This is a genomic window from Rhizobium rhododendri, from assembly GCF_007000325.2.
Taxonomy (GTDB): Bacteria; Pseudomonadota; Alphaproteobacteria; order Rhizobiales; family Rhizobiaceae; genus Rhizobium; species Rhizobium rhododendri.
Genome location: NZ_CP117267.1, coordinates 120749 through 145146 on the forward strand (window position 1 = coordinate 120749; position 24398 = coordinate 145146).

26 protein-coding genes, 1 tRNA gene and 1 riboswitch are annotated in these 24398 nt (G+C 61.7%); of the genes, 18 read left to right on the forward strand and 9 right to left on the reverse strand.

Going from position 1 to position 24398, the window contains the following annotated elements:
- Positions 1-68 precede the first annotated feature (68 nt).
- The gene (locus PR018_RS00635; RefSeq protein ID WP_142823938.1) at positions 69-596 is read right to left on the reverse strand and encodes a GcrA family cell cycle regulator; all 528 of its coding nucleotides are present in this window, start codon (positions 594-596) and stop codon (positions 69-71) included.
- A 436-nt stretch (positions 597-1032) separates the two neighbouring features.
- Here PR018_RS00635 and PR018_RS00640 point away from each other — a divergent pair, with 436 nt between their 5' ends.
- From PR018_RS00640 to PR018_RS00650, 3 genes are all read left to right on the forward strand, one after another.
- Positions 1033-2232, forward strand: a complete 1200-nt coding sequence (locus tag PR018_RS00640) for an aspartate aminotransferase family protein (protein ID WP_142823939.1) — start codon at positions 1033-1035, stop codon at positions 2230-2232.
- 69 nt (positions 2233-2301) lie between these two features.
- Positions 2302-3219, forward strand: coding sequence for an ornithine carbamoyltransferase (gene argF, locus PR018_RS00645; RefSeq protein WP_111216608.1), 918 nt, complete (start codon positions 2302-2304; stop codon positions 3217-3219).
- Positions 3220-3289: 70 nt separating this feature from the next.
- Positions 3290-4282, forward strand: a complete 993-nt coding sequence (locus PR018_RS00650) for an Hsp33 family molecular chaperone (protein WP_142823940.1) — start codon at positions 3290-3292, stop codon at positions 4280-4282.
- 27 nt (positions 4283-4309) lie between these two features.
- On the opposite strand, the gene apaG is transcribed toward PR018_RS00650, so the two are convergent.
- Together apaG and PR018_RS00660 are read right to left on the reverse strand one after the other, a co-directional pair.
- Complete coding sequence (gene apaG, locus PR018_RS00655; protein WP_142823941.1) at positions 4310-4702, reverse strand: Co2+/Mg2+ efflux protein ApaG; 393 nt, start codon at positions 4700-4702, stop codon at positions 4310-4312.
- A 189-nt stretch (positions 4703-4891) separates the two neighbouring features.
- Positions 4892-6076 carry an O-succinylhomoserine sulfhydrylase gene (locus PR018_RS00660; RefSeq protein WP_142829123.1) on the reverse strand — a complete coding sequence of 395 codons (1185 nt, stop codon included), beginning with the start codon at positions 6074-6076 and terminating at the stop codon, positions 4892-4894.
- Between the two features lie 46 nt (positions 6077-6122).
- Positions 6123-6201, reverse strand: a riboswitch (SAM riboswitch).
- 108 nt (positions 6202-6309) lie between these two features.
- Between PR018_RS00660 and PR018_RS00665 the strand changes: the two genes are divergently transcribed.
- The 5 genes from PR018_RS00665 to PR018_RS00685 all read left to right on the forward strand — a co-directional run bounded on the left by PR018_RS00665 (position 6310) and on the right by PR018_RS00685 (position 10315).
- Positions 6310-7401, forward strand: a complete 1092-nt coding sequence (locus PR018_RS00665; protein WP_142823943.1) for a 2'-deoxycytidine 5'-triphosphate deaminase — start codon at positions 6310-6312, stop codon at positions 7399-7401.
- A 66-nt stretch (positions 7402-7467) separates the two neighbouring features.
- Positions 7468-7541 (forward strand) — tRNA-Gly (locus PR018_RS00670).
- A 221-nt stretch (positions 7542-7762) separates the two neighbouring features.
- Positions 7763-8428 carry a S24 family peptidase gene (locus PR018_RS00675; RefSeq protein ID WP_142823944.1) on the forward strand — a complete coding sequence of 222 codons (666 nt, stop codon included), beginning with the start codon at positions 7763-7765 and terminating at the stop codon, positions 8426-8428.
- A 13-nt stretch (positions 8429-8441) separates the two neighbouring features.
- Entirely contained in the window at positions 8442-9803 is a 1362-nt protein-coding gene (locus tag PR018_RS00680; protein ID WP_142823945.1) for a thermonuclease family protein, read from the forward strand.
- Positions 9804-9901: 98 nt separating this feature from the next.
- Complete coding sequence (locus PR018_RS00685; RefSeq protein WP_142823946.1) at positions 9902-10315, forward strand: tellurite resistance TerB family protein; 414 nt, start codon at positions 9902-9904, stop codon at positions 10313-10315.
- Positions 10316-10322: 7 nt separating this feature from the next.
- Here PR018_RS00685 and PR018_RS00690 read toward each other — a convergent pair whose 3' ends face one another.
- A complete protein-coding gene (locus tag PR018_RS00690) occupies positions 10323-11201 on the reverse strand; it encodes a transporter substrate-binding domain-containing protein (protein ID WP_374113742.1) in 879 nt (292 codons plus the stop codon).
- Between the two features lie 57 nt (positions 11202-11258).
- Here PR018_RS00690 and PR018_RS00695 point away from each other — a divergent pair, with 57 nt between their 5' ends.
- The 3 genes from PR018_RS00695 (at position 11259) to PR018_RS00705 (ending at position 14744) form a co-directional block, all read left to right on the forward strand.
- Positions 11259-13181, forward strand: coding sequence for a glycosyltransferase family 2 protein (locus PR018_RS00695; protein WP_142824444.1), 1923 nt, complete (start codon positions 11259-11261; stop codon positions 13179-13181).
- Between the two features lie 133 nt (positions 13182-13314).
- Positions 13315-13659, forward strand: a complete 345-nt coding sequence (locus PR018_RS00700) for a DUF952 domain-containing protein (RefSeq protein ID WP_142823948.1) — start codon at positions 13315-13317, stop codon at positions 13657-13659.
- On the forward strand, positions 13656-14744 hold the full coding sequence (locus tag PR018_RS00705) for a quinone-dependent dihydroorotate dehydrogenase (protein ID WP_142823949.1): 1089 nt from the start codon (positions 13656-13658) through the stop codon (positions 14742-14744). Before PR018_RS00700 ends, PR018_RS00705 begins: the two co-directional genes overlap by 4 nt.
- On the opposite strand, the gene PR018_RS00710 is transcribed toward PR018_RS00705, so the two are convergent.
- The 3 genes from PR018_RS00710 to PR018_RS00720 are packed head-to-tail and all read right to left on the reverse strand — an operon-like array spanning position 14720 to position 16870.
- A complete protein-coding gene (locus tag PR018_RS00710; protein ID WP_142823950.1) occupies positions 14720-16069 on the reverse strand; it encodes an MATE family efflux transporter in 1350 nt (449 codons plus the stop codon). The two genes, PR018_RS00705 and PR018_RS00710, sit on opposite strands and share 25 nt — an antisense overlap.
- A 25-nt stretch (positions 16070-16094) precedes the next feature.
- Complete coding sequence (locus tag PR018_RS00715; protein ID WP_374113734.1) at positions 16095-16601, reverse strand: CAP domain-containing protein; 507 nt, start codon at positions 16599-16601, stop codon at positions 16095-16097.
- 2 nt (positions 16602-16603) lie between these two features.
- Entirely contained in the window at positions 16604-16870 is a 267-nt protein-coding gene (locus PR018_RS00720; protein WP_142823951.1) for a DUF6460 domain-containing protein, read from the reverse strand.
- Positions 16871-17014: 144 nt separating this feature from the next.
- On the opposite strand from PR018_RS00720, the gene PR018_RS00725 reads away from it, so the two are divergent.
- From PR018_RS00725 to PR018_RS00745, 5 genes are all read left to right on the forward strand, one after another.
- Positions 17015-17959 carry a class I SAM-dependent methyltransferase gene (locus PR018_RS00725; RefSeq protein WP_142823952.1) on the forward strand — a complete coding sequence of 315 codons (945 nt, stop codon included), beginning with the start codon at positions 17015-17017 and terminating at the stop codon, positions 17957-17959.
- Positions 17960-18063: 104 nt separating this feature from the next.
- Entirely contained in the window at positions 18064-18699 is a 636-nt protein-coding gene (locus PR018_RS00730; protein WP_111216688.1) for a YitT family protein, read from the forward strand.
- Between the two features lie 103 nt (positions 18700-18802).
- On the forward strand, positions 18803-19009 hold the full coding sequence (locus PR018_RS00735) for a hypothetical protein (RefSeq protein WP_142823953.1): 207 nt from the start codon (positions 18803-18805) through the stop codon (positions 19007-19009).
- A complete protein-coding gene (locus tag PR018_RS00740; protein ID WP_142823954.1) occupies positions 19002-19187 on the forward strand; it encodes a hypothetical protein in 186 nt (61 codons plus the stop codon). Before PR018_RS00735 ends, PR018_RS00740 begins: the two co-directional genes overlap by 8 nt.
- 252 nt (positions 19188-19439) lie before the next feature.
- Positions 19440-19898 carry a hypothetical protein gene (locus PR018_RS00745; protein ID WP_142823955.1) on the forward strand — a complete coding sequence of 153 codons (459 nt, stop codon included), beginning with the start codon at positions 19440-19442 and terminating at the stop codon, positions 19896-19898.
- A 29-nt stretch (positions 19899-19927) separates the two neighbouring features.
- Here the strand turns inward: PR018_RS00745 and PR018_RS00750 are convergent, their stop codons facing one another.
- Both PR018_RS00750 and PR018_RS00755 read right to left on the reverse strand, forming a co-directional pair.
- On the reverse strand, positions 19928-20389 hold the full coding sequence (locus tag PR018_RS00750; protein ID WP_142823956.1) for a carboxymuconolactone decarboxylase family protein: 462 nt from the start codon (positions 20387-20389) through the stop codon (positions 19928-19930).
- A 23-nt stretch (positions 20390-20412) separates the two neighbouring features.
- Positions 20413-20913, reverse strand: a complete 501-nt coding sequence (locus PR018_RS00755; protein WP_142823957.1) for an RrF2 family transcriptional regulator — start codon at positions 20911-20913, stop codon at positions 20413-20415.
- A 138-nt stretch (positions 20914-21051) separates the two neighbouring features.
- Here PR018_RS00755 and PR018_RS00760 point away from each other — a divergent pair, with 138 nt between their 5' ends.
- Positions 21052-23562 (forward strand): ligase-associated DNA damage response DEXH box helicase, encoded by a 2511-nt coding sequence (locus PR018_RS00760; RefSeq protein ID WP_142823958.1) that lies wholly within the window; start codon positions 21052-21054, stop codon positions 23560-23562.
- An 82-nt stretch (positions 23563-23644) separates the two neighbouring features.
- Entirely contained in the window at positions 23645-24373 is a 729-nt protein-coding gene (pdeM, locus tag PR018_RS00765) for a ligase-associated DNA damage response endonuclease PdeM (RefSeq protein WP_202617126.1), read from the forward strand.
- Positions 24374-24398: the final 25 nt, after the last annotated feature.

A 24398-nucleotide genomic window follows, 5' to 3' on the forward strand; every position in this document is an offset into this window, starting at 1 on the left:
TGGGCCATCAAAACCTGAAACGCAAAACGGGCCTCGCGGCCCGTTCTCTGTTGTCGTTTTTACCCGGCTTAGCGGGCGGCGCGACGGCGCTCGTGAACTGGCTGGTACGCCAACTTCTGGTGGTATGTGCAGTAGGGAGACTGATCTGGCGATTCATGACCGCAGAAGTGAAAGTCGTCCTTCAGCGGATCGCCGACCGGCCACTTGCAGGTGCGTTCCGTCAGGTCCGTCAGACCAATGCGGCGGGCAACCGGCGCGATGGCATTGGAGGATGGGCGGAACTGCACGGGTGCCGTTGCGTCTAGCTCGGCATCTTCCTTGACCATGGTTGCGCCTTCGGCACGAACCGTCGAGCGCGGGGCGGCAGGGCGGGCGCCAAAGGTGGTCGGCCGGGCGGGAGCAACGTTACGCTTGGTGGAGCGCGCCGTCGACGATGTGCCGCCGGCCTTTGCTCGGCCTGGCAGGCAAAGTCGATGCACCTTGCCGATGACAGCGTTACGGCTGACGCCGCCGAGCTGCGCCGCGATCTGGCTGGCGCTCAATCCTTCGGCCCATAATTTCGTGAGCCTTTCGACGCGCTCGTCCGTCCAATTCATGCTTGTCTCCGACTGCGTTCATGATGGCGGAATCCTTCGCCATTGCCTCGAATGCTATCGAGGCACAAAACGCTCTTAAATTGTGGTGACTAGGTCCGCCGCATTGCAGTCTAGTAATCAAGATTTAACCTAGTGTGAGGCTGACTCCGTGACAAGAGTCGCGGGAATCGCGGAGAATCGATTTCCAAGTTTTCCCCAACTTGCTGCCTACTGTGGTATTTCTGCAATAGCCTTAATGCCCGTCTCCAGACCCTCACGATATGGCTTTTGCCGCAAGGTTAAAATCAACTATTCGTTGACTAATCCACTGTTTGTTGACATGGTTCCGCGGAACGACAATAGTGCCCAAGCCGCCGCAAGGCGGCATTTTTCATTGCCGACGGCGGCGTTGCAGGACAACAGCCGTCACGTCCTGATCGATCGAAGGAATTGCGCCATGGCCGAAGCCGCGCCACTCTACGACACCTATATGCGCGCGCCCCTGCGGTTCGAGCGAGGCGAGGGCGTATGGCTGATCACGGAAACGGGCGAGCGCTATCTGGATTTCGGCGCCGGCGTCGCCGTGTCGTCGCTCGGTCATGGACATCCGCACCTTGTCGAAGCGCTGAAGACGCAGGCTGAAAAAGTCTGGCACCTGTCGAACCTCTATGAGGTCCCGGGCCAGGAAATGCTTGCCAGGCGGCTGACCGATGCGACCTTCGCCGACAAGGTGTTTTTCACCAATTCCGGTGCCGAGGCGCTCGAATGCGCCATCAAGACGGCCCGCCGCTACCAGTATTCGAAGGGCCATCTGGAAAAATTCCACATCATCACCTTCGAAGGCGCCTTCCACGGCCGGACGTTGGCGACGATCGCTGCCGGCGGCCAGGAAAAATACCTCGAAGGCTTCGGCCCGAAGGCCCCCGGCTTCGATCAGGTTCCGTTCGGCGACCTCGAGGCCGTCAAGGCGGCGATCTCGGATGCGACCGCAGCGATCCTCATCGAGCCGGTGCAAGGCGAGGGCGGCGTTCGCCCGGTTGCCAAGGAGTTCATGCGTTCGCTTCGCGAACTCTGCGACGAGCACGGCCTGCTGCTGATCCTCGACGAGGTCCAGTCCGGCGTCGGTCGCTCCGGCAAATTCTTCTCCCACGAATGGTCTGGCATCACGCCTGACATAATGGCCGTGGCCAAGGGCATCGGTGGCGGCTTTCCGCTCGGTGCGTGCCTCGCCACTGCAGAAGCTGCCTCCGGTATGAAGGCCGGCACCCACGGCTCGACCTATGGCGGCAATCCGCTGGCCATGGCCGTCGGCGGCGCGGTGCTGGACGTCATTCTTGCCGAAGGCTTTCTCCAGCATGTCAACGACGTATCCCTGGTCTTCCGCCAGGGGCTGGCATCGCTCAAGGACCGTTATCCCGACATCATCGAAGAGGTGCGCGGCCAGGGGCTGCTGCTCGGTATCAAGGCGGCGATCCCGGCTGGCGAACTGCTGCATGCCATACGTGCCGAACACCTGCTGGGCGTTCCCGCCGGCGACAACGTCATTCGCCTGCTGCCGCCTCTCATCGCTACTGCCGAAGACGCCCGCGAAGGTCTCGCCCGCATCGAGCGTGCCGCAGAAGCATTGCGCGCCCAGAAATCCCGCAAATCGGCTTGAATTCTACGTCCGTGGGTTCCGGGCTTCGTGCCCGCCACGGGCGTTTTCATTTTTGGAGCACAGCTAGACATGGCCTCCCCGAAACACTTCCTCGATCTCTCGACTGTTGCGTCAGGCGACCTGCGCAAGATCCTCGATGACGCAATCCTCCGCAAGAAGGCGACAAAGGCTGGTACTGCCGGCCGGCCGCTGGAAGGCAAGATGCTGGCGATGATCTTTGAAAAGCCCTCGACCCGCACCCGCGTCTCATTCGATGTCGGCATGCGCCAGCTCGGCGGCGAAACGCTGTTCCTCTCCGGTACCGAGATGCAGCTCGGTCGCGCCGAGACCATCGGCGATACCGCCAAGGTCCTGTCACGTTACGTCGATGCGATCATGATCCGTACCACCCAGCACTCGCGCATGCTGGAAATGGCGGAGCACGCAACGGTGCCGGTCATCAACGCGCTCACCGACGACACGCATCCTTGCCAGGTGATGGCTGATATCATGACCTTCGAGGAGCACCGTGGTCCGATCAAGGGCAAGACGGTCGCCTGGTCCGGCGATGGCAACAATGTGCTGCATTCGCTGATCGAGGGATCGGCGCGTTTCGGCTATCGCATGAATATGGCGGTCCCCCTTGGCTCCGAGCCGAAGGATCACTATTTGAACTGGGCCCGCAATCAGGGCGCCGAGATCATGCTCAGCCATGATGCCGACCGTGCGGTCGCCGGCGCCGATTGCGTGGTGACCGATACCTGGGTTTCCATGAATCAGGAGCATCGGGCCCGTGGTCACAATGTCTTCCAGCCCTACCAGGTCAATGCGGCTCTGATGGCAGAGGCAGGAAAAGACGCTTTGTTCATGCATTGCCTGCCCGCCCATCGCGGCGAAGAGGTGACTGACGAGGTGATCGACGGCCCGCAATCCGTTGTATTCGACGAGGCGGAAAATCGCCTCCATGCGCAGAAGTCTATTCTTGCATGGTGCCTGGGCGCGATCTGAGATCAACCAAGCCGCCGTTGTAAACGGTGGCTGCCTGGGCGGCCATCCGCCGGCAGCAAGGAGTAGACCCATGCCAGACAGTGCAGCAGCGCTGGGAGAGTTCGGTTATGCCGGCGACGATCATGTTGTGCCCTTCCAGGTCGCGAGCCTCGATGTGCGCGGCCGTGCCGTCCAGCTCGGCCCGATGCTCGACACAATCCTCGAGCGCCACCATTATCCGGCACCGGTGGCAAGGCTGCTGGCCGAAACCATCGTACTCACCGTGTTGCTCGGCACGTCGCTGAAGTTCGAAGGCAAGTTCACTGTCCAGACCAAGGGCGACGGACCGGTCGACCTGCTGGTGGCTGATTTCTCGACACCGGAAAACGTCCGCGCCTATGCCCGTTTCGATGAGGAAGCACTGGCCTCCGCCATCAAGGCCGGACAAACCGAGCCCGAGCAACTGCTCGGCAAGGGCATCCTCGCCTTTACCATCGACCAGGGCCAATATTCGCAGCCCTACCAGGGCATCGTGCCGCTCGACGGATCGTCGCTGGAAGATATAGCCGGCGTCTATTTCCGCCAGTCGGAGCAGATCCCGACCCGGGTTCGTCTCGGTGCCGCCGAGTTGTTCGACCGCGACGAGGCCGGCAAGCCGCGCCATCGCTGGCGGGCAGGCGGCGTCATTGCACAGTTTCTGCCGGACGCGCCGGAGCGCATGCGCCTGCCGGATCTCCACGGCGGCGACGGCGACGAGAACGCCATCGACCACACGGACGACGACGCCTGGGCCGAGGCCCGCTCGCTGCTGGAAACGGTCGATGCCGATGAACTGACCGATCCATTGGTCGGGACCGAGCGCCTGCTCTATCGGCTGTTCCACGAGCGCGGTGCCCGCGTCTACGCCCCGCAACCGGTCTTCGACCGTTGCAGCTGTTCACGCGACAAGATCAAGGGCGTACTGCAGGGATTTTCTGCGGAGGAGATGGCGGAGAGCGAGGAAGACGGGCTGATTTCCGTCACTTGCGAATTCTGCTCGACAACCTACCGCTACGAGGCAGCGGAGATACTGGTCAAAAGCTGATAGAACAGGCGCCGTTTTCGGGCGGCGTCAGTTCAGCGTCCGCATCAGGCCGGGCGAATCCAGCGAGAAAGCCGGGATTTCGACCTCGAACGTTTCGCCTCGGTCGTTTTCCATGGAGTAATGGCCGAACATCATGCCCGAAGGCGTATCCAGCGGGCAGCCGGACGAATATTCATAGGTATCCCCGGGGTTCAACTGCGGCTGTTCGCCGACGACGCCGGGACCGGTGACTTCGTCGACCTGGCCGTTCTGGTCGGTGATATGCCAGTAGCGCGTAACCAGCCGGACTGCCGATGTCGAGTGGTTTGAGATGACGATCCGATAGCCCCAGACATAGCGGCTGTCTTCCGGATCGGATTGCTCCTCCAGATAGAACGGCTCGACGATGACTTCGATATCTCGTGTAAGGGCGCGGTACATCCCAGCCACCTTCAATGAATTTGGTTACGATATCCTCTAGCCTTCAACCTTCGTCAAGGAAGGGAAGCCTAATTAAGGCCAAATGCGATGGCTGACGCGGCCTTTTGAATATTAAGGATAATGTGCGGGGTTAACACGGACCCGGCGTGTCGCCGCCCGGCAAGGCCGGGCAGCCTGTTTGGTATCCGATCAGGCCGAGACCTTCTCCAGCGCCTGGGCGAAATCCTCGATGAGATCGTCCGTGTCCTCGATGCCGGCCGAAAACCGTACAGTGCCGGGGGAAATTCCGAGCTCGGCGCGATCCTCGTCGGTCAGGTTCTTGTGGGTGGTGGTGGCTGGATGGGTGATCAGGCTCTTGGCGTCGCCGAGATTGTTGGAGATCTTGACGATTTCCAGCGCATTCTGCAGCGCGAACGCCGCTTCCTTGCCGCCCTTGAGTTCCATGCAGACCAGCGTAGAGCCGCCGGTCATCTGCTTGGCGATGATATCGGCCTGCGGATGGTCTTTGCGGCCGGGATAGATCACCTTGGCCACCTTGCCGCTGTCGGCAAGGAAGTCGGCAATGCGGCTGGCATTTTCAGTCTGCTGTTTGACGCGCACCGGCAGGGTCTCGATACCCTTCAGCAGCGTCCAGGCGGTAAACGGCGACATAGCGGGGCCGGTGTGCCGGTAATAGTCCTGCAGGTGCTCGTCGACCCAGTCCTTGTCCGACAGAACGACGCCACCGAGCGAACGACCTTGTCCATCGATATGCTTGGTGGCCGAATAGACGACGATGTGGGCGCCGAGTTCGAGCGGCTTCTGGAACAACGGTGTAGCAAACACATTGTCTACGACAAGCTTGGCGCCGATCTGGTTGGCGAGTTTCGCGACGCCGGCAATGTCTACCACCTCGAGCGTCGGATTGGTGGGGCTCTCCAGGAACATCACCTTGGTGTTCGGGCGTATGGCCTGTTCCCAGTTGGCCAGATCGCGGCCGTCGACCAGCGTGCATTCGATACCGTAGCGCGGCGCCAATGTCTCGACGACCCAGCGGCACGAGCCGAACAGGGCGCGGGCAGCAACGATATGGTCGCCTGCCTTCACCTGGCAGAGAATCGCCGCGCTGACCGCCGCCATGCCTGATGCCGTCGAGCGCGCTTCCTCGGCGCCTTCCAGCATGCACATGCGCTTTTCGAACATGTCGTTGGTCGGGCTGCCATAGCGCGCGTAGATGAAGCCTTCCGTCTCGCCCTTGAAGCGGGCTTCCGCCGCCTCCGAGCTGTCGTAGACAAAACCCTGTGTCAGATAGATTGCTTCGGATGTCTCGCCGAATTGCGAGCGCAACGTGCCGCCATGGACAAGTTGTGTTGCGGGGCGCCAAGTCTTGGTCATGCCATCACCACCTTCGTGATACAAAAAAACCGGTCGCAAAAGCAGACCGGTTTTCAACCCGGTCTTTTTAGCCATTTATTTAACGTGGCTGCAAGCCGACCGGCCAAATCACCACGGGATAAGACTGCAATACTGCCGTTGGCCGCTTGCGTCAATTCCCCGTATTTGGTTTTGTCTGGGGCAAAACAAGGCCCGTATATGGTTTTGTCCGCGACAAAACAAGGATTGAGCACATGGCTCGCGACACTGGAATTTTGGCGGATCGCGCCATTGCCGCTCTTTTCGACGCCGGTCGGCTGACGACCGAAAGGGAGCTCGATTTCGATCAGATCCAGCCGGCGAGCCTTGACCTGAGGTTGGGGGCGAAAGCGTTTCGCGTCCGTGCGAGCTTCATGCCGGGTCCGAACAATCTCGTCTCCGATAAACTGGACCGGCTCAGCCTGCATGTCATCGACCTCAACGAAAGCGCCGTGCTCGAGACCGGCTGCGTCTATATCGTGCCGCTGATGGAGCGTCTCGACCTGCCATCGGACATGTCCGCCTCGGCCAACCCGAAAAGCTCGACCGGCCGCCTCGACATCTTCACCCGCGTCATCACCGATTATGCGCAGGAGTTCGACAAGATCCCGGCCGGCTATTCCGGGCCGCTCTACCTGGAAATCTCGCCACGCACCTTCCCGATCGTCGTGCGCCGTGGTTCGCGCCTGTCGCAGATCCGTTTCCGGATCGGCCATGCCATGCTGTCTGAGCCGGAATTGCTGACGCTGCACGAGACCGAAACTCTCGTCGCCAGCAAGAAGCCAAACGTGACCGGCGGCGGCATCGCACTGTCGATCGACCTCGTCGGCGACGGCAATGGGCTGATCGGCTATCGCGGCAAGCATCACACGGCGGTGGTCGATGTCGACAAGAAGGCCCAGCACGACATTTTCGATTTCTGGGAGCCGCTCTACAGCCGCGGTCGGACCGAGCTTATCCTCGATCCCGACGAATTCTACATCCTGGTCTCGCGCGAGGCGGTGCACGTGCCGCCGGACTACGCCGCCGAAATGACCCCTTACGATCCGCTGGTCGGTGAATTCCGCGTCCACTATGCCGGCTTCTTCGATCCCGGCTTCGGTCATGCGCCAGCCGGGGGACGTGGCAGCCGCGCGGTGCTCGAAGTGCGCAGCCACGAAGTCCCGTTCATCCTCGAGGATGGCCAGGTCGTCGGCCGCCTCATCTACGAGCACATGCTGGAGCTCCCGGCCAGCCTCTACGGCACCGGCGCCGGCTCCAACTATCAGGCGCAGGGCCTGAAACTCTCCAAGCATTTCCGCTTGTAACCAGCCATCCCGACCGGCCATTCCATCTTGACAGCCCGGCCGAACTGTTGGAAGGCTTCGCGCCGTGCGGGTGTAGCTCAATGGTAGAGCAGCAGCTTCCCAAGCTGAATACGAGGGTTCGATTCCCTTCACCCGCTCCAGTCATTTCTTTGTCCGACCCGTTGAGCGGACAGGCAGAGCTTTGAAGCTCTCGCCGCAGATGTGCTACCGCAACACACCTTCCCGAACTTGACACGGCTGTTGTGATAAACTGTAGGTACCAAGGATTTTATTCCTCTTGGCGTCTTTACGAATGTTAACACTTAGATTAACCTCGCGCGTGGATGGGGATGGGACGCCTCGATCTCAAGGCCAGGCGACGATGCTGTCACACGATCAGATATGGAGTGCAATCGACGGGCTTGCCGAGCGGCATGACCTGACGCCCTCCGGCCTCGCGCGTCGTGCAGGTCTCGACCCCACCTCTTTCAACAAATCCAAACGACTGAGTGCCGATGGCCGCCAGCGCTGGCCGTCGACGGAATCCATTGCCAAGGTGCTCGATGCAACAGGGGCCAGCGTCGAGCAGTTCATGGGATTGCTGCGGCCTGGGTCCATGCCGTCAGGCATGCCGGACGGTGCCTTTCCGCCGCAGGCGGGCTCTATTCCGCTGCTGGGCTTTGCGCAGGCCGGAGCAGGCGGCTTTTTCGACGATGGCGGCTTTCCGGCGGGGCAGGGCTGGGATGTCGTCGAGTTCCCGGCGACCCCGGCGCAGAAAGCTGGCGTCTACGCGCTGGAAGTGCAGGGCGACAGCATGATGCCGCTTTATCGCGATGGCGACGTGCTGATCGTCGAGCCCGGTGCGCAGGTCCGGCGCAACGACCGCGTGGTTGTTAAAACGCGTGAGGGCGAGGTCATGGCCAAGGTCTTGCTGCGCCAGAGCCCGAAGTCGATCGAGCTTCTGTCGCTCAATCCGGCCCATCCCAACAGAAGCATCGAGCTTGTCGATGTGGAGTGGATGGCGCGGATCATCTGGGCGAGCCAATAGGAAAGTTGTCTTGATGCGTTCCCCCACTCTGCTGACCGGTGTCACCGGCGCCGTGGCCGTCATGGTCCTGGTCTACGTCGGGCTGACGGCGATGAACCTGCAGCCGCATATCACCTTCGGCGATCCGGCACCGCGCGTGGCCAGTCTCGACAAGCCGCCGGAGAAGCCGGATGCACCGCAGCCTGTGACAGCGGCGCCTGAGCCTACGGCGTCTCCGAAAGTTTCGGAGCAGCCCGCGACTTCCTTGGCGCCGGCGCCGGCGCCGACACCACAAAGTTCAGACAATTCCGCTGCTAGTGAGATGCCGGCCCCCGCGCCGTCGTCATCTCCCGCCGAGCCAGCGCCAGTGTCGCCATCGACCCCGGTTCCACCTTCTGAAGCACCACCGCCGCCCGCCGCTGCAGTGCTGCCGCCTGCTCCGCCTGTCGTGGCGGCTACATCGCCGCGGCCGGCAACTCCGGAGCCGGGCGCAACCGGCCAAATGCTTCCCTCTCCCGAACCCGCGTCGCCCAGCGCTCCCGCTGTCGCGGCCTTGCCGCCCGCTGCCCCGGTAACTGCCACGTCGAAGGAGGCGACAAGCCCGTCGGCGGCATTGCCGGACCGGACGCCGCCGGTTGCCACGGCCGAACCCCCGTCTTCACCGGTGGAAGACAGCGCCATTGCCGACAGAATGGCGCCGCCGCCGATGCCTCCGTCCTCTCCGACTCCGCCGACACCCCCGGTGCCGCTTGCAGCCTCGGTTCCGACGCCGCTGACGAGACCGCAGCCGCCAGCGGAAAAACTTGCCAGCGCCGAGCCTCTGCCTTCGGATGACAAGGACGCGGTCGCATCTTCGGGCAAGCAGGCACCGCCGACGCAATCTGCCGCGCTGGCGCCGCAGCCGGAGCGGCCGGAAGGCGATGCTGGCGCCACTCCGCAAGCGAATGCGGACCTGAAGCCGATCGATCTCTCCCGTCCCTTTGCCGAGCGCGCCGGTATCCTCACCATCGGTGGCAGGAGCGTGCAGCTTGCCGGCATTGTGCCAACCGATCCGTCACGCAGCTGTACCGGCCCGAATGGCAAGGAATGGCCGTGCGGCACGCTGGCCCGTACCGCGCTCCGCTCCTTCCTGCTTGGCAGGACCATCACCTGCGACGTGCCCGACCCTGAGTGGAAAGGCTCGATCACGGCAGATTGCCGGTTTTCGAGGGTTAATCTCGGCGACTGGCTGGCGCGCAATGGCTGGGCCGAAGTGGCCGCAGGCTCGCCGTTTGCCGGTGCCGCGGACGAAGCCCGCAAGGCCGGCCGTGGCGTCTATGGCAACGATCCGCGCAAAAAGCATCAGTCGACATTGGCGCCCGAGCCGCCGAAGGAAGATCCGCTCAATCCCATCTGACGCCGGAAGTTACTGTCGGCCATCAGGGATTTTATCCCGACCCTTGTTATCGCTGGCGTGACTTCCTACTCTCGGGGAAGCTTAGAGGGACACATATTATGAATGCACAGCTTTCCGCCCAGGACGCCCTGATCTACGTCATGGTCATGGCTTCAGCCGTCGACCGTACCATGAACGACCGGGAGCTGGGCCGGATCGGCGAGCTGATCGAGGCATTGCCGGTTTTCAAAGGCTTTGACGAGGATCGCTTGATCGCCGTATCGCGTGATTGTGCGACCTTGCTCTCGGGCGCCGAGGGGCTGGACATCGTGCTGGAGACGATCCGCGACGCCGTGCCGCCCCGCCTCTACGACACCGCATACGCGGTTGCAGTCGAGGTCGCCGCTGCCGATCTTTCGGTGACTGCCGAAGAGCTGCGGTTGCTGGCGATGCTGCGCGACCGGTTGCAACTCGACAAGCTCACCTGCGCTGCAATCGAGCGCAGTGCAATTGCCCGCTACCGCAAGGCCTGATCCAAGCCTAATAGAGGCTGGTCGGGAAATAGCGTCGATAGATTTCCTGAAGGCGACCGTTGCGCGATAACGTCGCCAGCGCGTGGTTGATGGCTGCCGTCAGATCGGTATCCTGCTGACGCAACATGACGGTCATCCCTTCGCCGAGAAACTGTTGCGAAAGATAGGGGCCGTCGAAGAGGGCGCAGCATTTCTCTGCCGCAGGCGATGTTGTCCAGAAGGACAATTGCAGCCCGTCGGCAAAGGCTGCATCCACCGAACCGCTTTTCACGGCTGACAAAAGCTGCGCGCTGTCGTCGAATTCAACAGCCGTGATGGCCGGAAAGAAGGCCTTGAGCATCGCTGCATGCGCTGTTGCCTTGATCACGCCGACGCGCTTGCCCGAAAGCGCCGCCGCCGTAGTTCCGGGGAGGTCGGCTTTGAGATTGCGGACGAAGCGCGCCGGCAACATCAGATAGGGCCTCGAGAAAGCGAACTGGTTTCGCAGATCCGCTGTCACCGCGATGCCGGCGAGCACGGCGTCGCCCTGCGATGCGGCAAGCGCCGGACGAAGTTCGCCGAACGGCAATGCCTGGATCTGGCATCTGTCGGCAATTGCCAATTCTGCGCAGATTTCGCGAGCGAGATCGACATGGAAGCCGGCAAGCTTTCCGGACTGGTCCAGAAAATTGAAAGGCGGGAAGTCGGTTGCGGTCAGAAAACGCAGGCGAACCAGCGACGAAAGATCGGGTTTTGGCAATCGCTCACGGGAATCGAACAGGATTGGCAGGTTGCCAACAGGCTTTTCATCGGCAAAGGTTGACTGCGGCATGAGAAAAGATGAAAATATCGCGCATACCGTGTAAAAACCCCTTAAATTGAGGGGTGATTTAAACCTGCGCATGATTATCATCCAAGGCTAAGCGGCGTGGGGCGTTGCATTGCGTAAGGATGTATCACCTTGATGCGCTTCGGGGAATATCCACCACAAGCGGCAAGCACGGCGGCTGTGGCGCTATCAGACATCGTTGGTGAAATACTGCCGGCAGATGCGGCACTTCCCGTATTCTTCGGTCGATTGCAGGCAGAGGCCGTGGCACTGGAACGGATCGGCATAGGCCGGCCCTATGTCGCGACGGCAGCCGCAGCGGCGCTTCTCAACGGAACGCGTATCGAACAGGAGCTGTTGGCGGGAACGCTCGTCCGGGAGGATGCCTACTACGGCGCCATAGCCCGGGCTCTTCGAGTGCCGTTTACCGAAACAATCCCCGGTGGCAGCGTCATTGATATCGCCGGCCTCGACAGCCAGCTGTTGCGACCGACCACGCTGCGGGTCAATCATCCGCTTCGCCCACCGCTCACCCTGATCGCGCCGCAGATCGATCGGCTGGAGGAGGTGGCCGTCCTGCTGAGACGCTACCCGGACCTGAAGCACAGTCTGATAGTCACGACGCCGGGCGCCATTCGCGCCGCCGTATGGCAGGCGGGTGCGGATCGTCGCGTCCGCAAGACAGTCGGCGACCTGTTTGAAAGCCAGCCGGGGTTCAGCGCTCGCGTTGTCTTCCATGGCTATCAGGGGTTTTATGCCGGCGTCGGGCTAAGCCTGCTGGCGGTCGGGCTGGTTTCGGATCCGAACACCCAGACTATTCTGCATGTGCTGCTGTCCTTTTCCTATCTCACCACTCTGATGCTGCGGGGTCGCGCCGTCGTCCAGCGTCGGCGGCGGCGGCCAAGGCTAGCTGTCGATCCCTGTGGCCCGTGTCCCGTCTATACGGTGATGATCGCGGTCTATGGCGAGGCCGAAATCGTGCCGCAACTGGTGGCGACGCTGAAGCGGTTGGACTGGCCCGTCTCCAGGCTGGATATCAAATTCGTCTGCGAGGCGGACGATCGCGAAACGATTGCGGCCCTGCGCGCCCAGACGCTGGGACCGCAATTCGAGATCGTCGAGGTGCCGCCGATGCATCCGCGCACGAAGCCGAAAGCGCTGACCTACGCACTCAACGGTGCGCGGGGCGCCTATGTTGCCGTCTACGACGCAGAGGACCGCCCACATCCCCAGCAATTGCGGGAAGCGTATGCCAAGTTTCGGAGTGCGCCGGCCGATGTAGCCTGCCTGCAGGCGCCGCTGGTGATCGGCAATGGCGGCGAGAACTGGATCAGCGCCATGTTCGCGCTGGAATATTCGGCGCTGTTCCGGGCGCTTTTGCCGATGCTGGCAAGGTATCGCATGCCGCTGCCGCTCGGGGGCACGTCCAATCATTTCCGCACCGATATCCTCCGGTCATCCGGCGCCTGGGATCCATTCAACGTCACGGAAGATGCCGATCTCGGCATGCGGCTCTATCGCCTCGGTTATCGCTCCGATGTCATCGATCGTCAGACCATCGAGGATGCACCGACCGGCATAGCCATCTGGTCCCGGCAGCGCACGCGCTGGTTCAAGGGCTGGCTGCAAACCTGGCTGGTGCTGATGCGAGACCCGCGGGGCCTGCAGCGCCAGATGGGCTTCAAAGCATTCGCCATATTCCAGCTGCTGATCGGCGGAATGTTGCTCTCGTCGCTCGGTCATCCGCTGATCATGCTGTTTCTGCTGCGGTCGCTGACGGCGATGCTGCATGTTCCAACGGAAGCAATTTCATCGTTCGATATGACGATGTTCGTCATCGATTTTTCCAACATCTTCGGGAGCTACGCCATCTTCCTGTTGCTCGGTACTGCGGCGATGATCGCGCCTGAAAAAAAGCGTATCCGCTGGCGATGGATGACGGTGCCGTTCTACTGGATGCTGGTCTCGATCGCCGCCTGGCGTGCGGTGATCGAGCTCCGGACCAACCCGTTCCATTGGCACAAGACTCCGCACCGGCCATCGACACCCGCTCTGTGATGGCTATTGCCGGGCAATCGGGGCCCTTGGAGGAATAGAAGGTATTCCGCGATAATTTACCGCCGGACCATGGACATACCTCCGCCTTTTCGGCAAATCCCTATGCGACTGTTTTCTCGCTGGGAGCACCGCCATGGCCGTGATTTACAAGATCGTACCGGAACTCGCCTGGCAGGAAGCCCGGGAAGAGGGCATCTTCCACGGTGCGTCGATCGACCTTGCCGACGGCTACATCCATTTTTCGACCGCAGCCCAGGCGAAGGAAACGGCGGCACGCTATTTCGCTGGCCAGACGGACCTGCTGCTGGTTGCCGTCGATAGCGAGGTCCTCGGGGATGCTCTCAAATTCGAGCCGTCACGCGGTGGAGATCTGTTTCCCCATCTCTACGGACTTCTGTCGACAACCTCCGTCCTCTGGGCCACGCCGCTGCCTTTGGACAAGGATGGCGCCCATCAGTTTCCGGAGATGCTGCCATGATCGATCTCTTCAAGGCCGTCGCCCGTCGCGGCTTGTTCCTTATCGATCCCGAAACGGCCCATGGCCTGTCGATTACCGCTTTGAAGTCCGGACTTGTGCCGGCCTGCCAACTGCCCGCCGATCCGCGCCTGCGGCAGACGGTTGCTGGCCTCGACTTCGTCAATCCTCTCGGCATGGCCGCCGGCTTCGACAAGAATGCCGAGGTGCCCGAGGCGCTGCTGAAGCTCGGCTTCGGCTTCACCGAGATCGGGACGGTCACCCCGAAGCCGCAGCCAGGCAATCCAAAGCCGCGCGTCTTCCGCCTGGTCGAGGATGAGGCGGTGATCAACCGCCTCGGTTTCAACAATGAGGGTCATGATGCCGCCTATGCCCGGCTGGCAACCATCCGCAATGCCGGCATCATCGGCGTCAACATCGGCGCCAACAAGGACAGCGTCGATCGAACAGCCGATTACGTCGCCGGCATCCGTCGGTTCTATTCATTAGCCGGCTATTTCACGGTGAACATCTCTTCGCCCAACACTCCCGGCCTGCGCGATCTGCAGGCCCGTGAAAGCCTTTCAACCCTGCTTTCCGCTGTCCTTGCCGCACGCGATGCCGAAGCAGCCAGGGCCAACAGGAAGATCCCGGTGTTCCTGAAGATCGCCCCCGATCTGACGGAAGAGGGTATGGACGACATCGCCGACGAAGCCCTGGCGCATGGGCTGGAGGGACTGATCGTTTCCAACACGACGCTCGCGCGCAACGGGCTGAAGGACCGGAGCCAGGCTGGCGAGGCGGGCGGTTTGTCCGGCAAGCCGCTGTTCGAACCATCGACGGCGGTGCTCGCCCGCATGCGCAAGCGGGTCGGTCCATCGATGGCCATCATCGGTGTCGGCGGCGTCTCCTCGGCGGAGACTGCGCTGGAAAAAATCCGCGCCGGCGCCGATCTGGTGCAGCTTTATTCCAGCATGGTCTATGGAGGCCCTGGTCTCGCCGGCAGCATCCTTACCGGCCTGTCGAAGCTGCTGGATCGCGAACAGGTGACATCGATCCGCGAACTCCGCGACAGCCGCCTTGACTACTGGGCCAGTTGGAAGGTCTGATCGGCCTTCGGTTTCAGGCGGGTGGCGAGAAAGAAGCCGCGAAACAGCAGAAAGCCGTTCAGCGACAGCCAGAGGCCGGCATTGCCGAACGAGGGCACGAGGACGGCGAGTGCTGCGAGATAGCAGAGGAACGACAGCAGCATGCGGTTGCGCATCTCGCCCGACCAGGTGGCGCCGATGAACACGCCGTCCATCAGATAGGCAAGCGCACCGGTCAGCCCTGAAATCGCGGCGTAGGGCAGGTATTTCAGGGCCATCGCCCTCACATCGGGCGAGGTGGTCAGCACGCCGATGATCGAGGCTCCGAAGACGAGGAAGACAATGGCAGCAAGGCCTGCCAGCCCGAACGACCAGAGGATGGTCAGTTTCAGGCCGCGATCAAAGGCCGTCCTGTCGCCGGCGCCGATGGCCCTGCCGGTAATCTGCTCGGCGGCATTGGCAAGGCCGTCGAGATAGAATGCGGAGATCAGCACGAAATTCATCAAAACCGCATTGGCGGCCAGCGTCACCGCGCCAAAATGACCGCCGATACGGGTCATTAGCGTAAAAGCGCCGAGGAGCACGAAGGTACGGATCAGGATATCGCGATTGAGCCCGAACAGCTGGCCGAGCTTCTCCCGCGAGAGAATATCGGATCGCGATGGCCGGGGGACGCCGACAAACCCACGCAGCACGATCATCAGGCCAGCCACAGCGCCGATCGTCTCGCCGATCATCGTTCCCCAGGCGACACCCGCAACGCCCCATCCGAGCCAGAGCCCGAGCACCAGCGCCAGAACGATGTTGATGCCGTTGATCAGCGTCTGCAGGAAAAGGCCGATGCTGCCCTGGCCGCGACCGAGCACGAAGCCGAGAATGGCGTAGTTGGCAAGAGCGGCCGGTCCGGACAGCATGCGGATCGAGAAATAGCTGCGCGTGGCGACAGCGACGCCACCCTCCGGCCCCATCAGCTTCAGGCCGGCCAAGAGCAAAAGCGGCGACAGAAGCAGGAGCACCGCTCCGCAGACGAGCGCCGATACAAGCGCCCGCCAGAAGATCGCCTGCTGCTCGGTCAGGTCGCCGCGCCCGTAAGCCTGGGCAGTGAGGCCCGTTGTCGAGGCCCGCAGGAAATTGAAGCTGGCAAAGATGAGGTCGAACAGCACTGCACCGATCGCCAGGCCTGCCAGCGCGTCTGGCTGCCCCAGTTGGCCCACCACGGCGGTGTCGGTCAGCCCTAGCAGCGGCGTCGTCATGAAGGCGAGCGTCATCGGCAGGGCGATGGAGAGAACGAGCCGGTGCGTTACCGTAAAGGCCGGGCCGCGCTTGCCGTTCACGGTGTGATCCATTGTCCTGCCTTGCGAGTCGAGCGGCCTAGAGGCGAGACAGTACCATAGACCAATAGGGCATCTGACCGGGAGCAAAACCTGGCGATACCGCAACGCCGAGACCGGTATAGGGGCCTAGCATGTTTTCGAGGTGATGCGGCGAATGTATCCAGGCATTGACCACCGCATTGACGCTGCGCTGGCCCTCGGCAATGTTTTCCGCAGCCGGCAGCTTGACGCCGCTGGCCTTCACCCGTCGGCCAAAATCGTCGCCAAAGCCGATCAGGTGCGCCATCTTCCTGAGGTTTGCCATGCGCTTGGCTTGGTAGAGCGCCGCATCGGTGGCTGCGGGATCGATGGCGAGAGGTGGCAGGCCATGTTGCGCACGAAGGGCATTTACTAGCGGCAGGGCTGCGGCCGTCTGGTCAGCACCGGGAAGGTTTCTGGCGACGGGCAGGGGCTTGGTGGCGCAGCTTGCAACACCGGCGACAAGCGCAACGCCGCCGAGGCGCAATGCATTGCGCCGGGTCAGGAGGGAATTTTCCAGGGTCATGATCAGTTTCGATAGTTGAAGATGCGGAAGAGGATGAAAAGCGGAATGACGATCGTCGCTCCAAGCAGCAGGTAATCGCCAATACTGCCAAGCGCTGCAAAGCCCGTGTGCCAGAGTTCGAGAATGAAATGGCGGACATTTTCGATCAGATCCATCGGCCGCCAACCGAAGATCTTCATCACGAATCCGACGATCAGCGACACGACGATGAGCTTGACGATCGTCCGCCCCAGCGAGTCTCCGAGAAACCTGTTCACCTGATCTGACATTGATCTCTCCTGTTCGCCCTGAAATAAGCCGGGCAATTCCGCGCTGCAAGCAGTTTTGATCCCTCGCAGCGGTCTTGCCTGAAATAGGACTTGAGTTTTTTTGTGGCCGCGCCCACAGCCTGTTGTAAACAGGGGTTGCCCAATATGCTGCCGAGCCAGCTTTCTTCCGGAGATGTCACGGCCGACCGGCGCGCCGACTACGCAAAAATGCTTGACGAGAACGGCGAGCCCGGGAGCGCGGCCGAGTTGATGGAGCAGGCGCTGGAGCGTGCCCCGGAATGGGCCGCCGGCTGGTTCAACCTCGGCATATACCGAGAGAAGGCCGGCAATTTCGCAGGCGCCACCACCGCCTTCGAACGGGTCGTGCCGCTCGACCGGGGCGACCTTTTTGGCGCGCCTCTCATGCTGGCCTCGCTCGGTGCCGGCGCGATGCCCGATCACCCCTCGAGCCTCTATGTCGAGCGGCTCTTCGACGACTACGCAGAGCGTTTCGACCATGCGCTGATCAAGAAGCTCGCCTACAGCGTTCCCCGCAAGCTCGCTGCACTGATCGCCGAGACGGAGGGCCTGCCGCAGCACTTTCGCCTTGCCGTCGATCTCGGTTGCGGCACCGGCCTGCTAGGCCCGGAAATCCGCAATGGGATCGATCGCCTCGAGGGTTTCGATCTCTCGGGCAACATGCTGGCCAAGGCTGCGGAAAAGCATGTCTATGACCTGCTTGGCATCGCCGACCTCTCCTTGCCCGCGGCCGGCTCAGGGCTATTCGGCACTGACCTTTCCGACCATCGCGCCGATCTGATCACCGCGTCCGACGTGTTCATCTATCTCGGCGCCCTCGAAAATCTGTTTGCCTTGCTGGGTCGTCTTTCGGCGCCCAAAGCGGTGTTTGCGTTTTCCGTCGAGGATGCCGGGGAGGGCACGGGCTTCCGCCTCGGCCGCTCGCTGCGCTATGCCCATACCAGACACTATGTGCAGGAGATCTGCGGACAACACGGATTTGCGATTCGTGCGGAGAGCCGCACCTTCCTTCGCCTGGACGCCGGGCAACCTGTCTCAGGCCTGCTGTTTGTTGCGCAAATGGTCGCCTGAAATCCGGTTTATTGCAAAGACGAGATAGGTCAGCATTCCTTACGCTTTGACGCTTGATTGTCACCGCCTCTTTCCGCAACCTGCGGAAAAAAAGGGGATGCAGCATGTCGAAACTCAAAAGTGCTTTGGGCGTCTGGAACACCAGCGCTACCCGTCATTCGCTGGTCGAGGATATTCAGGGCGTGCTGACTGGCAGCATCGTCTCCTCGCTCGGGCTCTTCATCCTTTCGGCTGCGGGGCTATTGACCGGAAGCACGGCCGGTATCGCCTTCCTGCTGCACTACGCCACCGGCGTGAATTTCGGACTGGCCTTCTTCGTCGTCAATCTGCCGTTCTTCTATCTTTCCTTGAAGCAACTGGGCCGCGCCTTCACCATCAAGACCTTCATCGCCATCGCGCTGACCTCGCTCCTCACCAATCTGCAGCCACGCCTGTTCGAGATCGCCCATATCCATCCGCTCTGGTCGGCGATCCTCGGTGGCGTGCTCCTCGGTTTCGGCCTGCTGGCGCTCTATAGACACCGCGCCAGCCTCGGCGGGGTCGGCATCCTCGGTATCTATCTTCAGGAGCGTTTCGGTATCCGCGCCGGGCTGGTTCAACTCGTCGTCGACATGGGCGTTCTCGCCGTCGCCTTTGCCGTTACCACGCCCTACATCGTACTTTGCTCGGTGGCGGGGGCTGTCGTCCTCAATCTTTTCGTCGCCATCAACCATCGCTCCGACCGCTACATCGCCCTTTAATTCGGCAGCCCGACGAAAATCCGTGCATTGGCGACACCCTGCCGCCATCGTCATTGTGACAATCCACACAAAGGCGGAGCAAAGGGTTGACAGGCCGCCTGTCATGGCGGAACTTTCCGCCAAGGTTTACGAGAAGGTAAAAAACACAGGCTTTGTCATCCGCCTGTCGCAGAATTTACCCTACACGGGCAACGTCCCGGTGTCTGCCGAAGCTGTTCCCCCAGTCTTCGGGCAACCGAGCGAAGTCAGGCCGCACCGCGAAGGTGAAGGCTTGGTTCACGACAGCGGAAATGAGGGAAACGATGCCTAAAACCGAAGAACGTCTGCTCGACGCAATCAAGAGCGCCACGGGATTTCACGGACAGGTCTATCCGATGCGGCTCGCCGACCGCCAGATGGCTCGCAAGCTCGTCTCCGATGGCCGCATCGTCGAGGCTGCAGGGTCCTGGGGCACCACCATGTGCATCGGCTACCGCATCAACAAGTAGCATCCGGCACGTCGTAGACCGCATGCCTCAGCGGATCCTCATCCAATAGAGGCACAAATGCGCCTCCAGTTGCTCCCCCGTCGTTGGGTCGTTGGGCGCACAGATCGGTTTCGACGGTGGCCATTTTATGCCGGTTCGCTGCAAAATGTCGAATTAGATGGTGGAAAGTCTGGCGTCCTTGGCGGCGGAAGGTTATCGCTTGGCCAAATGACTGTCGCATGCAGTCGCAAGCCAATTGGAAAAGACACAGGCATGAGCAGTTTCATCCCGTCACCCCTGATACAGGAAAATATCAATTCGGCCGTGGATTGGATGACTGCGGATGACGATTTCCTGGCGGAGGTGCATCTCAGCACGCCGACCGACAGGGTGGTGCTCAGTTTCGGCGACACGCAGATGCATGGCGGTGTCTCTAGGCTGAAGGCGCTCTTCAAGGCGATCACAACGGGTAAGGACCATATCAAAGCGGTCCCTCTGAAACAGAGGTTCCTCTTCAAGCTCGACCATGCCGGTCGCGGCAATCACGCACTGGCAAAGGATCTGCGGGAGACATTGGCATGGGCCGATGCCAACGGGCTGATCACCAGCGGCATGATCTTCAATCAGCTGCTCAGCAAGAACATTGCCGAGGGTTTTGTCTGGTTCGGTTTCCCCGACCCGCAAAAGGCAGTTCTGTTCAAGCAGTCCGGCTACGAGCCCGCCTCTATCTAGGCGGGATCGCAATTGTCGGTTGGCTCTCTTCAAGCAGCCGCAGCGACCTTGTCGATCGGGTGCTGGCCACGAAATCCGACGGCGAGACGGTTCCAGACGTTGATCGCGCCGATGGCCACGGTGATCTTGACCATTTCCTCATCGGAAAAGTGCTGGCGAAGATTGTCATAGGCGTCGTCCGGAATGCCGGTCTGGGCAATGTTGGTCACCGCATCCGTCCAGCCGAGCAGCGCCCGTTCACGCGGATCATAGACCGGCGATTCACGCCAGACGCTCAAGAGGTTGATCCATTGTTCGCCGAGGCCGTCATGTCGCGCTTCCTTCACGTGCATGTCCACACAGAAGGCGCAGCCGTTGATCATCGAGGCTCGCAGCTTGATCAGGTGGATGAGACGCTTTTCCAGGCCCGAGTTCTGCACATGCACTTCCAGGGCCGACACGGCCTTATAGGACGACGGGGAGGCTTCAAAATAATTGAGGCGTGGTTGCATGATAGTCTCCTTGGGTTGGAGCCTCAGCGGCTCGTCTTGCGTTCATGGATCGCGAGAAAAGCACAGCCTCGGGCCGCAATGCTTCCGTCGTCGATGTCTGTCAGTTCCACGATAAGGTCGGCAATCGTGGTCTTGGCCAGCTCTGCCCGGTAGACGCGCTCTGCCCGCAACATCGCCGAAGAGATATTGCACGGCTGCGCGAAGAAGCGCGACGACACCGGGTTCGGTCCGCGCTGGCGTATTTCGTTGCAGCGAAAGGCCGGCGCCGGGCCTTCGACTGCCAGAACGACATCGAGCAGGGTAATCTCGGACTTTGCTCTCGCCAGCCGGTAACCACCCTTCGGACCCGGCAGCGTGCTGACGATGCCGGCGTTCGAAAGCGCCTGTAGATGCTTCAACAGATAGCTGGTCGACACGCCATGAAACTCGGCAAGCGCGGCCGCGGACAAAACGCCGCCCTCTGAAAGTCCAGCCAGCATCGCCACACAATGGAGTGCCTGCTCGACCCCGTCACCCAGTTTCATGATATCTCCTTCAATCATGGATAAATTATATCCGCGAATAGGCGGTGTCAAGCGGGATGATTGGCTTTATGGCTGAAGGTGATGTGCTGACGCCTCTTGCCGCTAGGATTTAGCGTCACCTGAACTACATATGGTCACGTGGATCGCATCGAGACTGAGACGCTACTGGCCCTGCCCATTCCCTTCACCCGCTGGTTTGCGGAAAAGGGCTGGCAGCCCCGCGCCCATCAGCTCGAACTGCTGGCCCGCGCGGAAGCTGGCGAAAGCACGCTGCTGATTGCGCCGACAGGTGCCGGCAAGACGCTGGCCGGCTTTCTGCCCTCGCTTACGGACCTGACGCGGCGCGGGAAGATACCGCCAGGGTCGGCCTTCTCCGGCATCCACACGCTTTACATTTCACCGCTCAAGGCGCTGGCCGTCGATATCGAGCGAAACCTGATGAAGCCCGTCGAGGAGATGGGCCTGCCGGTCACCGTCGAGAACCGCACGGGCGATACGCCGAGCGCCAAACGCCAGCGCCAGAAGCTCTCGCCGCCGGACATCCTGCTGACCACACCGGAGCAGGTGGCGCTGCTGCTCGCTAATGGCCAGGCCCAGCGCTTCTTCGGCGATCTGAGATATATCGTCCTCGACGAGTTGCACTCGCTGGTCTCCTCGAAGCGCGGCCACATGCTGTCGCTGGGGCTGGCGCGGCTGCGGCGGCTGGCGCCCGGTCTGCAGACCATTGGCCTGTCCGCTACCGTCTCCGACCCCATGGAACTGCAGAAATGGCTGGTCGGCCAGCGCGAGGGCGAGGATCGTCACGCAGGCCTCGTGACTGTCGCCGGCGGCGCCAAGCCTGATATCTCGATCCTTGCCAGCGAAGAACGCATCCCCTGGGCCGGCCATTCGGCGAAATACGCCATCCCCGACGTCTACAGCCAGTTGCTCGACCACAAGACGACGTTGCTCTTCGTCAACACCCGCAGCCAGGCTGAAATGCTGTTCCAGGAACTCTGGACGGTCAATGACGACAATCTGCCGATCGCTCTGCATCATGGTTCGCTCGATGTCGGCCAGCGCCGCAAGGTCGAGGCGGCGATGGCGGCCAACAAGCTGCGCGCCGTCGTCGCCACATCTACGCTCGACCTCGGGATCGACTGGGGCGATGTCGATCTCGTCATCCATGTCGGTGCACCCAAGGGTGCCTCGCGGCTGGCCCAGCGCATCGGCCGCTCCAACCACCGCATGGACGAGCCGTCGAAGGCGATTCTCGTACCGGCCAATCGCTTCGAGGTGATGGAGTGCCAGGCTGCTCTCGATGCCAATTACATCGGCGCACAGGACACCCCGCCGGTCGGCCGGGGCACGCTCGACGTGTTGGCCCAGCACGTGCTCGGCATGGCCTGCGCCGAGCCCTTCGATCCGCTCGAACTGTTCGACGAGATCACCAGCGCCTCTCCCTATGCCTATCTATCGTGGGAGACCTTCGAGCAGATCGTCGATTTCGTCGCCACCGGCGGCTACGCGCTGCGCGCCTATGAGCGCTACGCCCGCATCCGCAAGATGGAGGACGGCCGCTGGCGCATCTCCAATCCGGCCGTGGCGCAGCAATACCGCCTGAACTCGGGCACCATCGTCGAATCGCCGATGCTGAACCTGAAGATGGTCAAACGCGGCGCCGGCGGACGCATCGGCCGCGGCGGGGCAACGCTCGGCAAGATGGAGGAGTACTTCTTCGAGCAGCTTTCGCCGGGCGACACTTTCATCTTCTCGGGCAAGGTGCTGCGCTATGAGGGTATCCGCGAAAACGAGGCGCTGGCCAGCCAGGCCTATTCCAACGACCCGAAGATCCCTTCCTACAATGGCGGCAAGTTCCCGCTGTCGACCTATCTCGCTGACCAGGTCCGCTCGATGCTGGCCGATCCCGACCGCTGGCACGAGCTACCGGACCAGGTGCGCGACTGGCTAGCGTTGCAGCGGGAAAAGTCGATGGTGCCGAAACGCGACGAACTGCTGATCGAAACATTTCCGCGCGGCAGCCGCGCCTACATGGTGGCCTATCCCTTCGAAGGACGGCTTGCCCACCAGACGCTTGGCATGCTGCTGACCCGGCGGCTGGAGCGTGCCGGCGCCAAGCCGCTCGGCTTCGTCGCCACAGATTATTCGCTCGGCATCTGGGGGCTGGAGGACATGGGCCAGATGATCGCCACCGGCCGCCTCAGCCTGTCCACGCTGTTCGACGAGGACATGCTCGGCGACGATCTCGAGGAGTGGCTGGACGAGTCCTTCCTCCTGAAGCGCACCTTCCGCAATTGCGCTGTCATCTCCGGCCTGATCGAACGTCGCCATCCCGGCAAGGAAAAGTCTGGCCGCCAGGTGACTGTATCGGCCGATCTGATCTATGACGTGTTGCGCAGCCACGAACCCGATCACATCCTTCTTCAGGCGACGCGGCAGGATGCGGCAACGGGGCTTTTGGATATTGCCCGGCTTGGCGATATGCTGAGGCGAATCAAGGGCCACATCACCCACCGGGCGCTCGACCACATCTCGCCGCTGGCCGTACCGGTCATGCTCGAAATAGGCCGGGAATCCGTTCCAGGAGAGGCCCATGACGCGCTGCTGGCCGAAGCCGCCGACGATCTGATCGCCGAGGCGCTGAGCTGACGGGGGTTGGTATGGCGGGGGAGATTTGATCCTCCGGCGTCTCGACAGGCACAGGCATGAACGAAACTTGGAAAGCGGACTTTTGATAACCAGACTGGCGCTTGCGCGCGACATGACCGGCATTGCCACATCAGCCGGCGCGGAAACCAGCGTCCACGGCGTCGCTGCCGTCTGCGATCCTCTTGGTGGCCTTTACCTGCCGGATGCGGGCATCCTCGTCGTCTCGGACCTGCATCTCGAGAAGGGTGCAGCATTCGCCCGTCGCGGCATGATGCTGCCACCTTACGATACGCTGGCAACGCTGACGGTCTTGTCCGCCGTCATCGCTCGTTACGATCCGAAGCTGGTGATTTCGCTTGGCGACAATTTCCATGATCGCAAGGGATCGGCCCTGATGCCGGAGGCTTTCCGGACGCTGATCTCGGGAATGGCCCGAGGTCGCGAATGGATATGGATCAACGGTAACCACGACCCGGATGGCACAACCGGTCTTCCCGGCCAATCGCTGGACGAACTCGTACACAGCGGCCTGACATTCCGGCACGAACCGAAGGCTGGCCGACAGGCCGGAGAGATCGCCGGCCACCTGCATCCCTCGGCCACTGTGCGCAGACGGGAGAAGTCGATCCGCCGTCCGTGCTTTGCAACGGACGGAGGTCGCATGCTGATGCCGGCTTTCGGCCTGATGAGTGGCGGCCTCGATCTCGGTCACAAGGCGATGGCCGGACTGTTCGACCACCCGTTACTGGTTGCCCACCTGCTCGGTCGGGACCGTATCTATTCAGTCCGGTATGCAAGCCTCATCGGCTAATCGGGATCCTGTGGACTTCCCGTTG

Excerpts from the sequence above, each read along its gene's own strand:
- PR018_RS00740 (WP_142823954.1), top strand. The coding sequence starts at position 19,002 with ATGCCTAAAACCGAAGAACGTCTGCTCGACGCAATCAAGAGCGCCACG.
- PR018_RS00705 (WP_142823949.1), top strand. The coding sequence starts at position 13,656 with ATGATCGATCTCTTCAAGGCCGTCGCCCGTCGCGGCTTGTTCCTTATC.
- PR018_RS00650 (WP_142823940.1), top strand. The coding sequence starts at position 3,290 with ATGCCAGACAGTGCAGCAGCGCTGGGAGAGTTCGGTTATGCCGGCGAC.
- PR018_RS00665 (WP_142823943.1), top strand. The coding sequence starts at position 6,310 with ATGGCTCGCGACACTGGAATTTTGGCGGATCGCGCCATTGCCGCTCTT.
- PR018_RS00675 (WP_142823944.1), top strand. The coding sequence starts at position 7,763 with ATGCTGTCACACGATCAGATATGGAGTGCAATCGACGGGCTTGCCGAG.
- PR018_RS00685 (WP_142823946.1), top strand. The coding sequence starts at position 9,902 with ATGAATGCACAGCTTTCCGCCCAGGACGCCCTGATCTACGTCATGGTC.
- PR018_RS00715 (WP_374113734.1), bottom strand. The coding sequence starts at position 16,601 with ATGACCCTGGAAAATTCCCTCCTGACCCGGCGCAATGCATTGCGCCTC.
- PR018_RS00730 (WP_111216688.1), top strand. The coding sequence starts at position 18,064 with ATGTCGAAACTCAAAAGTGCTTTGGGCGTCTGGAACACCAGCGCTACC.
- PR018_RS00635 (WP_142823938.1), bottom strand. The coding sequence starts at position 596 with ATGAATTGGACGGACGAGCGCGTCGAAAGGCTCACGAAATTATGGGCC.
- argF (WP_111216608.1), top strand. The coding sequence starts at position 2,302 with ATGGCCTCCCCGAAACACTTCCTCGATCTCTCGACTGTTGCGTCAGGC.
- PR018_RS00660 (WP_142829123.1), bottom strand. The coding sequence starts at position 6,076 with ATGACCAAGACTTGGCGCCCCGCAACACAACTTGTCCATGGCGGCACG.
- PR018_RS00710 (WP_142823950.1), bottom strand. The coding sequence starts at position 16,069 with ATGGATCACACCGTGAACGGCAAGCGCGGCCCGGCCTTTACGGTAACG.
- PR018_RS00695 (WP_142824444.1), top strand. The coding sequence starts at position 11,259 with ATGCGCTTCGGGGAATATCCACCACAAGCGGCAAGCACGGCGGCTGTG.
- PR018_RS00750 (WP_142823956.1), bottom strand. The coding sequence starts at position 20,389 with ATGCAACCACGCCTCAATTATTTTGAAGCCTCCCCGTCGTCCTATAAG.
- PR018_RS00725 (WP_142823952.1), top strand. The coding sequence starts at position 17,015 with ATGCTGCCGAGCCAGCTTTCTTCCGGAGATGTCACGGCCGACCGGCGC.
- apaG (WP_142823941.1), bottom strand. The coding sequence starts at position 4,702 with ATGTACCGCGCCCTTACACGAGATATCGAAGTCATCGTCGAGCCGTTC.
- PR018_RS00720 (WP_142823951.1), bottom strand. The coding sequence starts at position 16,870 with ATGTCAGATCAGGTGAACAGGTTTCTCGGAGACTCGCTGGGGCGGACG.
- PR018_RS00755 (WP_142823957.1), bottom strand. The coding sequence starts at position 20,913 with ATGAAACTGGGTGACGGGGTCGAGCAGGCACTCCATTGTGTGGCGATG.
- PR018_RS00700 (WP_142823948.1), top strand. The coding sequence starts at position 13,315 with ATGGCCGTGATTTACAAGATCGTACCGGAACTCGCCTGGCAGGAAGCC.
- PR018_RS00735 (WP_142823953.1), top strand. The coding sequence starts at position 18,803 with ATGGCGGAACTTTCCGCCAAGGTTTACGAGAAGGTAAAAAACACAGGC.
- PR018_RS00640 (WP_142823939.1), top strand. The coding sequence starts at position 1,033 with ATGGCCGAAGCCGCGCCACTCTACGACACCTATATGCGCGCGCCCCTG.
- PR018_RS00745 (WP_142823955.1), top strand. The coding sequence starts at position 19,440 with ATGAGCAGTTTCATCCCGTCACCCCTGATACAGGAAAATATCAATTCG.
- PR018_RS00680 (WP_142823945.1), top strand. The coding sequence starts at position 8,442 with ATGCGTTCCCCCACTCTGCTGACCGGTGTCACCGGCGCCGTGGCCGTC.